General features: G+C 68.5%; 9 protein-coding genes and 2 pseudogenes. 6 read left to right on the plus strand and 5 right to left on the minus strand.

Annotated elements, in window-relative coordinates; genetic code table 11:
• The 5 genes and pseudogenes from WAX14_RS00335 to WAX14_RS00355 form a co-directional block, all read right to left on the minus strand.
• Positions 1–563 (minus strand): annotated as a pseudogene (locus WAX14_RS00335) (cysteine--1-D-myo-inosityl 2-amino-2-deoxy-alpha-D-glucopyranoside ligase); the annotation flags it as partial.
• Between the two features lie 88 nt (positions 564–651).
• Entirely contained in the window at positions 652–1,458 is an 807-nt protein-coding gene (locus WAX14_RS00340; RefSeq protein ID WP_422626114.1) for an SCO1664 family protein, read from the minus strand.
• Positions 1,459–1,462: 4 nt separating this feature from the next.
• Complete coding sequence (locus WAX14_RS00345; RefSeq protein WP_422626115.1) at positions 1,463–2,050, minus strand: DUF3090 domain-containing protein; 588 nt, start codon at positions 2,048–2,050, stop codon at positions 1,463–1,465.
• Between the two features lie 60 nt (positions 2,051–2,110).
• Positions 2,111–2,812 (minus strand): histidine phosphatase family protein, encoded by a 702-nt coding sequence (locus WAX14_RS00350; protein ID WP_422626116.1) that lies wholly within the window; start codon positions 2,810–2,812, stop codon positions 2,111–2,113.
• 51 nt (positions 2,813–2,863) lie between these two features.
• Positions 2,864–3,709, minus strand: a complete 846-nt coding sequence (locus WAX14_RS00355) for an undecaprenyl-diphosphate phosphatase (RefSeq protein WP_422626122.1) — start codon at positions 3,707–3,709, stop codon at positions 2,864–2,866.
• A gap of 186 nt (positions 3,710–3,895) precedes the next feature.
• Between WAX14_RS00355 and WAX14_RS00360 the strand changes: the two genes are divergently transcribed.
• From WAX14_RS00360 to WAX14_RS00385, 6 genes and pseudogenes are all read left to right on the plus strand, one after another.
• On the plus strand, positions 3,896–4,834 hold the full coding sequence (locus tag WAX14_RS00360) for an aldo/keto reductase (RefSeq protein ID WP_422626117.1): 939 nt from the start codon (positions 3,896–3,898) through the stop codon (positions 4,832–4,834).
• 95 nt (positions 4,835–4,929) lie between these two features.
• Positions 4,930–5,604: a heme oxygenase (biliverdin-producing) gene (locus WAX14_RS00365; protein WP_422626118.1), complete on the plus strand. Its 675-nt coding sequence runs from the start codon at positions 4,930–4,932 to the stop codon at positions 5,602–5,604.
• Entirely contained in the window at positions 5,601–6,620 is a 1,020-nt protein-coding gene (locus WAX14_RS00370; protein WP_422626119.1) for a heme/hemin ABC transporter substrate-binding protein, read from the plus strand. Before WAX14_RS00365 ends, WAX14_RS00370 begins: the two co-directional genes overlap by 4 nt.
• On the plus strand, positions 6,617–7,702 hold the full coding sequence (locus tag WAX14_RS00375) for a FecCD family ABC transporter permease (RefSeq protein ID WP_422626120.1): 1,086 nt from the start codon (positions 6,617–6,619) through the stop codon (positions 7,700–7,702). The genes WAX14_RS00370 and WAX14_RS00375 overlap by 4 nt, the downstream gene beginning before the upstream one ends.
• Complete coding sequence (locus tag WAX14_RS00380; RefSeq protein ID WP_422626121.1) at positions 7,699–8,565, plus strand: heme ABC transporter ATP-binding protein; 867 nt, start codon at positions 7,699–7,701, stop codon at positions 8,563–8,565. Before WAX14_RS00375 ends, WAX14_RS00380 begins: the two co-directional genes overlap by 4 nt.
• A gap of 161 nt (positions 8,566–8,726) precedes the next feature.
• Positions 8,727–8,943 (plus strand): annotated as a pseudogene (locus WAX14_RS00385) (hypothetical protein); the annotation flags it as partial.

Below are 8,943 nucleotides of genomic sequence, written 5' to 3' on the forward strand. Positions count from 1 at the left end.
CGCTCGGTGAAGAACCGCAGCATCGTGTCGTGGTCGTAGCCCGACTCGTAGCCGAACTGCTCGGTCGCGTCGACCCGGAAGTACACGTCGGGGTACTGCTCGTCGTCGACGACATACGCGGCACCGGACGCGACGAGTTTCTCGACGAGTTCGACGACCTCGCCGACCGATTCGACGGCGCCGATGTAGTCGCGGGGAGGCAGCACCCGCAGCGCTTCCATGTCCTCACGGAACAGGGCGGTCTCGCGCATGCCGAGGACCACCCAGTCTTCACCGTCCCGGTTCGCGCGGTCGAACAGTGGGTCGTCGACATCGGTGACGTTCTGCACGTAGTGCACATCGTGGCCGGCGTCCCGCCAGATCCGGTTCACCAGATCGAAAGCGAGATAGGTGGCGGCGTGCCCGAGGTGCGTCGCGTCGTACGGGGTGATACCGCAGACGTACATGGTGGCCGTGGCCCCCGGGGTGACGGGGCGGACCGCCCGGTCGGCGGTGTCGTACAACCGCAGTGGAGGCCCCTGACCGGGGACGGACGGAAGCGCGATATCGGACCAAGACTGCATGGGACGAGCCTAGTGGAGAGCAACGAGCGCACCGGATCGAGGCCGGTCACCGGTACGAACGCGGGTCACAGCGGGAATGCGGGCACGGTCAGAATGCGGGCCACGGGATGCGGCGGTCCCCGATCGGCTTCGGCATCACCGGGCGAGCCAGCAGCGCAGTGATCCGGGCGCGCAACGCGGCAACCTCGGCGCCGGTGATGTAGGCGCGCAGTTCGTTGCCGAATTCGCCGTCGAGCCGCCCGGCGAGTTTCTCGAGGTCGGTGAGCAGATCCGGGTGCACGGTACGCCCCGCCCAACCCCACAGCACGGTGCGCAACTTGTTGTCCTGATGCAGACAAATACCGTGGTCGACGCCGTACACGCTACCGTCGAGCCCTTCGAGGGCGTGCCCGCCCTTCCGGTCGGCGTTGTTGAGGATCACATCGAGCACCGCCATGCGGTTCAACCGCGGATTGTCGGCGTGGACGAGTACCACCTCGGCGCCGTCGTAGTCGCGGGCCCGCAGGATCGGCAGGAAACCGGTGGGAACAGCATCGGCCGGGCACAGGTCGACCAGATCGACACGGCCGTCGAGGGCCTGCTCGGGATCGGGGGTGTCGATCCACTGCTGCACCATGCCGGTGCCGAATGGGCCGTCGCGCAACACCGTCACCGGGATGACACTCCAGCCGAGCGCCTCACAGATCAGATACGACGCGACCTCCCGGCCGGCGAGGGTGCCGTCGGGGAAATCCCACAGCGGCTGCTCACCGCGCACCGGTTTGTAGACGCAGCGCACCACGGTGTCGTCGAGCGTCGCGTCGCACACGAGGGTCGCGTTGCTCGCGTGTACGACACGGCCGACGACGGTGAGGTCGCCGCCGCGCAGCACGTCACGAACGTCCGGGGTGCTCACCGGGTCAGGACTCCTCACCGAACCAGGTGGCCGGATCGAAACCGGGGGTACGCAGGTAGCCGTTGGTGCGGATGCACACGTGCCCACCGCCGTCGATGGGTTCGCCGCACAACGGGCACGGGGTACGGCCGGCCGACACCACCATCTCGGAGCGGGCCGCGAACTCGAGGGCCTGTTCGGGGGTGAGGAACACGCGCACCGCGTCGGGTCCGTCCTCGGTGTCGTCGAGCACCACCGACTCGTCGAGTTCGGTGTCGGTGACCGCAAGAAGTTCGACGACGACGGCGCTGCTGTCCGCGTCCCAGCCCAACCCCATCGTGCCGACCCGGAACTCCGCGTCGATGGGGGTGATCAGCGGGCTGATGTCGACGTCGGGATCTTCGGGCAGGTCGGTGCCGAAACGGCGGTGGACCTCTTCGAGCAGCAGACCCATGCGATCGGCGAGGATCTTGACCTGCTGTTTTTCGAGCGTGACGCTCACCACGCGGGAGTCGTGCACGGCCTGCAGGTAGAACACCCGGTCGCCGGGTTCACCGACGGTGCCGGCGACGAATCTGTCCGGGGTCCGGAATACGTGTATCGCGCGGGCCATCGCACCTCCTCGAGTCGAATGTTTCGAAACTGCGGAACTTCGAACGTGCGAACACTGCCATTATCCGCCGGAGGTTGCCGCGGCCGGGGGTCCTGTCGTCGCGGCGACCTCACCGCCGGGCACCGAGGCCGCGGGGGCGGCGAGGCCGGCCAGATCGGACCCGGTGTCGTTGACGCGCAGCACGAACGGGCGGGTCTGGGTGTATCGGACGACGCTGAGCGAGGCCGGTTCCGCGACGATCCGCTGGAACCCGTCCAGATGCGTGGCGAGTGCGTCGGCGAGCACCGACTTGATGACGTCACCGTGACTGCACGCCACCCACACCACATCGCGGCCGTGCCGTTCGGTGAGGCGGGTGTCGTGTTCACGGATCGCCGCGACCGCCCGTGCTTGCACCTGCGCCAGCCCCTCGCCGCCGGGGAACACCGCTGCCGAGGCGTGCTGCTGCACCACCTTCCACAACGGTTCGCGCACCAGATCCGACAGGGCCCGGCCGGTCCACTGCCCGTAGTCGACCTCGGCGAGCCGGTCGTCGACGACCGGCTCGAGTCCGCGGTCGGTGGCGAGCGGAGTCACCGTCTGTAGGCAGCGCAGCAGCGGCGAGTGCACGATCTCGGTGATCTCCAGGCCGGTCAGCCGGGCGATCAGACCCTTCGCCTGGATGTGGCCGAGTTCGTCGAGTTCGACGCCCGGGGAACGACCGGCCAGGACATGCGAGGTGTTGGCCGTCGAACGTCCGTGCCGCAGCAGGATCACCGTCATGGTTTCCACCATAGTGCGACCCCGATGCCGGGCCGGTCGGGCCGGGCGCGGTCAGGTCGCCGAGATCACGCCGGTGCCCAGGAGCGCGAGGACGAAGACACCGAGCAGGATGCGGTAGCCGACGAACCAGTACATCGAGTGGTTGCTGACGAACTTGAGCAGCCAGGCGATCGCGGCGTAGCCGACAGCGAACGCGATGACGGTGGCCACGAGAAGTTGCGGGCCGGACGCGTTGAGACCCTCCCCCGCCGGTTCGAATGCGTCGGGCAAGCTGAACAGCCCGGAGGCGAGGACCGCGGGAATGGCCAGCAGGAACGAGTAGCGGGCGGCGGCCTCACGGTTCAGGCCGAGGAACAGACCCGCCGAGATCGTGCCACCGGAACGGGACACACCGGGAATCAGAGCCAACGCCTGCGCGGAACCCATGATCAGGCCGTCACGCAGCGTCAATTGTTCGATTTCGCGCTTCTTCGGGCCGTAGTACTCGGCGGCGGCGATGACGGCGGAGAACACGATGAGCATGGTCGCCACCAGCCACAGGTTGCGGGCGACGGTGCGTACCTCGTCCTTGAGCAGCAAACCGAGGATGCCGATGGGGATGGTGCCGAGCAGCACGTACCAACCCATCTTGTAGTCGTGGTTGTCGCGCTGCTGCTTGTCGAACAGGCCGCGGAACCAGGCGACGAGGATCCGCCAGATGTCGCGGGCGAAGAACACCAACACGGCAGCTTCGGTACCGAGCTGGGTGACAGCGGTGAACGAGGCGCCGGCGTCGTCTCCGAAGAACACCTCGGAGACGATCCGCAGGTGCCCCGACGACGACACCGGCAGGAATTCGGTCAGGCCCTGGACGATGCCGAGCACGATCGCCTGCAGCCAGGTCATGGACTCGCCGATCATGCGGCGACCTCCACTCGGATGTGACTGCAGGGACGCGGGGTGCGGTCGAATCTCACTCGGGGCACAGTACGCGGCGCGTCTGAACACTTTCCGGGGCGCCGCGGCCTAGGGTTCTGTGCCAGGGCGCGGTGTCGCGGTGACGGACGGGCGACCCGATCGGACGGTCACGAAACGCGGGCGGTTATGGAACAGAGAACGGTGGGGGCGAGCGGACTGCGGGTCTCGCGGCTCGGCTTGGGCACCCTGACATGGGGTCGCGGCACCGACGGCGACGAAGCTGCCGCCCAGTTGACGGCGTTCGTCGACGCCGGCGGCACGCTCGTCGACACGTCTTGTGCGTACGGCGACGGAATGTCACAGCGGATCCTCGCCGAGTTGCTCGACGACGTGGTGCCGCGCGATCAGCTCGTGTTGTCGGGCAGTTCCGGGATCGACACCACCAAACTCGGCGATGGCCGCGTCGATTGTTCGCGCGGCGGGCTGCTGACCCAACTCGATGCGACCCTGCGGGAACTCGGCACCGACCATCTCGATGTGTGGCAGGTCGCCACGTGGGATCCGCAGACACCGGCCGACGAGGTCGCGGCGGCCCTCGACTATGCGGTCACCAGCGGGCGGGTGCGCTATGTGGGGGTGCGCGGTTATCTGGGGTGGCAGCTCGCGACCGCGGCGGCCGCGGCGACGCGGGGCGCACGCCTGGTGAGCACCCAGGTCGAGTACTCGTTGTTGGCGCGAGGTGTCGAAGAAGAACTGTTCCCGGCCGCGATGTACCACGGGGCGGGAGTGTTCGCGGCGGTACCGCTGGCCGGTGGTGTCCTCACCGGCAAGTACCGCAGCGGTATACCTGCCGATTCCCGCGGTGCCGACGAAGTGCATGCGGAGGAAGTTCGTCACTATCTGACGGAATCCGCGGTGCGGGTGGTCGATGCGGTGGTCACCGCCGCGGACGGGCTCGGCACCTCCCCGCTGGCCGTGGCGTTGGCGTGGGTGCGCGACCGCCCGGGTGTGGCATCGACGCTGGTAGGTGCCCGGGACCTGGCACAACTCACCGGCGTGCTCGTCGCGGAGGAGTTGGAATTGCCCGCGGCGATCGCGGCCGCGCTCGACGATGTGAGCGCCTGATCCGGAACCGGTAGCGCGGAACCTCCCTCGCGCACCGCCGAAAAGTTAGGATAGCCTGCTCGGTAGGTTCGGGTTGGCTACAGCAGGGAGTGCAGATGACCGCCACAGACGTCGCCGGGTTCGCCGAGCGCATCAAAACCGGCACCGCCGCGGAACACAACGACACCGAGAACTCGCAGTTCGTCACCGAACTGCTCGACGGTCAACTCAACACCGCCGGGTACGCCGCGCTCCTCGCCCAGTCCTGGTACATCTACGAGGCACTCGAACGCATCGGCCGCGACTATGCCGACGACGCGATCGTCGGGCCGTTCCTCGCCGACGAACTGTTGCGCACCGCGGCACTCGAAGCGGACCTGCAGTTCCTGCTCGGCGACGACTGGCGCGCGACCACGACACCGCTGCCTGCGACCGTCCGGTATGTGCAGCGTCTCGAAGAGGTCGCCGCGACCTCCCCCGAGGCCTACCTGGCGCACCATTACCTGCGCTACCTGGGCGACCTGTCCGGCGGGCAGATCATCCGCCGCATGCTCGAACGTGCCTACGGTTACGAACGCGATGGACTGCGCTTCTACACGTTCGACGGCATCCCGAAAACGAAACCGTTCAAAGACGCGTACCGCGCGAAGCTCGACGCCGCACCCCTGGACGAGGCGCAGCAGCAGGCCGTGATCGACGAGGCGAACCTGGTATTCGGACTCAACCGTGGCCTGTTCACCGAACTCGGCAACGACCTGCACAACTTCCGGGTGGCTTCGCCGCAATCATGAGCCGATTCCGTCGTCGTATTCTGTCCGTCTTCCTTCCCGTGGCGACCGTGCTCGCCGTCGCCGGATGCAGTGCCGCCGACGACGGCGGTTCGGCGACCACCACCGGGGCACGCACCGCGGTGGTCGCCGATCGTGATCCGCGGCCGATCACCGAGAACCCGGTGCCGAACCTGCCTGCGACGGTCCGAAGTTTCGACGGTGTCGATGTCACGGTCACCGACGTGTCGCGGATCGTCACCGCGGACCGGTCGGGCACCCTCGCCCAGACGGTGTTCTCCCTGGGTCTCGGCGACAATCTGGTGGGCCGGTCGGCAGCGAGCTTCCCTGCGTCGGAGCACCTGCCGAATGTCACCCCGGGCGGGCACGGACTGAACGCCGAGGCGATTCTGGCGTTGAATCCGACGGTGGTGCTGACCGACACGTCGGTCGGGCCGCTGGCGGTGCAGGAACAGTTGCGCAACACCGGTATTCCGGTGGTGTTCGTGGATCCGGCCCGCACCCTCGGCACAGTCGATTCCGGTATCGACGCGGTCGCGGCGGCGCTCGGTGTTCCCGAGCAGGGGACGGCCCTGGTGCAGCGCACGAACGAGGAGATCGCCGCGGCGACCGCCGCGATCCCCACGGAGCATCCCGAACCGACGGTGGCGTTCCTGTATCTGCGCGGATCGGCGATCAAAATGCTCGGTGGTCCAGGTTCCGGTGCCGACGCACTGATCGGTGCGCTCGGCGGCAAGGATGCGGGCACGGTCGCCGGGCTCACCGCCGAATTCACCCCGATCACCAGCGAGGCGATGATCGCCGCCGCCCCGGACGTGATCCTGATCATGACGCACAGTCTCGACTCGGTCGGTGGTCCGGCAGGTCTCGCGGAACTCCCCGGCGTCGCGCAGACACCCGCCGGAAAGAACGGCAGCATCGTCGACATGGACGATTCGGTGTTGCTGAGCTTCGGCCCGGACACCGGCAAGGTTCTCGCCGCACTCTCGGACGCGCTGTACCCGCAGGCACAGGAATGACCGCGGTCACCGACAGTACGGCCACACCCGGCAGCACGAAAGAAGCAGGTGCGCGGCGCACCACCCTGGTGTTCGTCGGGTTGGCCGTGGTGCTGGTGGTGTTGGCGTTGGTGTCCGCGTGTCTCGGGCAGGTGCCGACCTCCCCCGCGGAAGTCATCGGTAGTCTGCTGCACCGTGTCGGCCTGGACCTCGGGCCGATGCCGGCGCACCCGGCCGGTGACGTCACGCTGTGGCAGGTGCGGTTTCCGCGGGTCGTGCTGGCGATGCTCGTCGGTGCCGCCCTCGGCTGCGCCGGCGCACTGCTACAGGGGGTCTTCGCCAATCCACTCGCCGAACCCGGCGTCATCGGTGTCTCCGCCGGTGCGGCGGTCGGGGCGTCCCTGGTGATCGTGCTCGGCGGCGCGTTCACCGCCGGCTGGGCGCTCGCCGGCGCGGCATTCGTCGCGGGGCTGATCACCACGGCACTGGTATACGGACTGTCCCGCGCCAACGGCCGCACCGAAGTCGTCACCGTCATCCTCACCGGTGTCGCCGTCAACGCCGTCGCCGGTGGTCTGATCGCGCTGTTCACGTTCGTCGCCAACCCGGCGGCCCGCGACCAGATCGTGTTCTGGCAACTCGGCAGTCTCGGCGGCGCCACCTGGGAGATCGTGTCGGTGGTCGCGCCGCTCACGCTGGCCGGTGTCGCCGCGGCGATCCTGCTGGCCCCGAAACTGGATCTGCTGTCCCTCGGTGAATCCGTGGCACGACATCTGGGTGTCGATGTGGAACGGTTGCGGCAGGTGGCGATCGTGATCGTCGCGGTCCTGGTGTCCGCGGGGGTCGCATTCACCGGCATTGTCCTGTTCGTGGGTCTGGTGGTGCCGCATCTGATGCGGATGGCGGTCGGCCCGGCCCATCGGCGGCTGATCTGCGCGAGTGCGTTGTGTGGCGCGGCCACCCTGCTCGCCGCCGATCTCGGGGCCCGCACCCTGGTTCCGAACGCGGATCTGCCGCTCGGCATGCTCACCGCACTGGTCGGTGGCCCCGTGTTCTTCTGGATGCTGCGCCGTACCCGCGCGAGCCAGGGCGGGTGGGCATGAGCCGTCCACGTCTGTTCGGCCGGTGGCGCGACGACCGACAGGTCCCGGAGCGGTCCGGTCCGGGTGCGGTGACGATGCGCGCGACCGGGGTGGGACTGCACCGGGGTGACCGGCAGATCCTGCACGACGTCGACCTCGACGTGCGGGTCGGTGAAGTGCTCGCCCTCGTCGGACCGAACGGGGCAGGTAAGTCGACACTGCTGGCCGCGCTCACCGGCGATCATCCGATCTCGACCGGCCGCGTCGACATCGACGGCCGGCCGCTCGACGACTGGGCGCCGGTGGCGTTGGCCCGGCGCCGCGCAGTGCTCCCCCAACAACACACGGTCGGTTTCCCGTTCACCGCCGGTGAGGTGGTGCGGATGGGTCGGGCGGCGTGGGCACGCACCGCACAGCAGGACGACGACACGCTCGTCGCCGCCGCCCTGACCGAATGCGATGTGACGCATCTGCGGGACCGCCCGTTCCCGGCACTGTCCGGTGGTGAACGTGCCCGGGTCGCATTGGCTCGGGTGCTCGCGCAGAACGCCGAAACCTTGTTGCTCGACGAACCGACCGCCGCGCTCGACCTCGGGCATCAGGAAGCGGTCATGCAGGTGGTGCGGGCCCGCGCCGACCGCGGATATGCCGTCGTCGTGGTGCTGCACGATCTGGGATTGGCCGCCGCCTACGCCGACCGGGTGTGTGTGCTCGAACACGGACGGGTCGTCGCGGACGGCCCGGCCGACGACGTGCTCACCGAAGAACTACTGAGCCGCGTCTACGCGTATCCGGTGCAGGTGCGGACCGACCCGACGACGGGCACTCCCCTGGTGCTGCCACGGCGGGACCGGCCGGGACCGTCGATCGCGGCCACCGGCTGAACCCGATTCAGGTTGCCCGATTCACGTTGCCCGAGTCACATTCGTCCGGTGCGGCACGAGGCGGCGTCGATGCTCGCGCGCCGATCAGGAACACTGGAACGAAGCGCGTCGCCTGTCGGGCGGCGCGCGTCCGATCGACGGTGTCAGCGAGGAGCAACATGATGGGTAGACCGGCAGTGCGTGCGACCGCGGTGGCGGTGGGACTTGCGGTCGCGCTGGTCGCCGGCTGCTCCTCCGACACCGAAACGGATAATTTGCCGACCCGTGAGCCCGCCGTCCCGATGGTCTCCCCGGTACCCGCCACCGCACCGGCGGGCACCGTGCAACAAATCGGCACCGGCGTCGACGCGCTGGCCCAGGCTCCGGGTACCGACGTCG

The organism is Rhodococcus sp. (in: high G+C Gram-positive bacteria) (assembly GCF_049299235.1).
In the GTDB taxonomy this organism is placed as follows: Bacteria; Actinomycetota; Actinomycetes; order Mycobacteriales; family Mycobacteriaceae; genus Rhodococcus.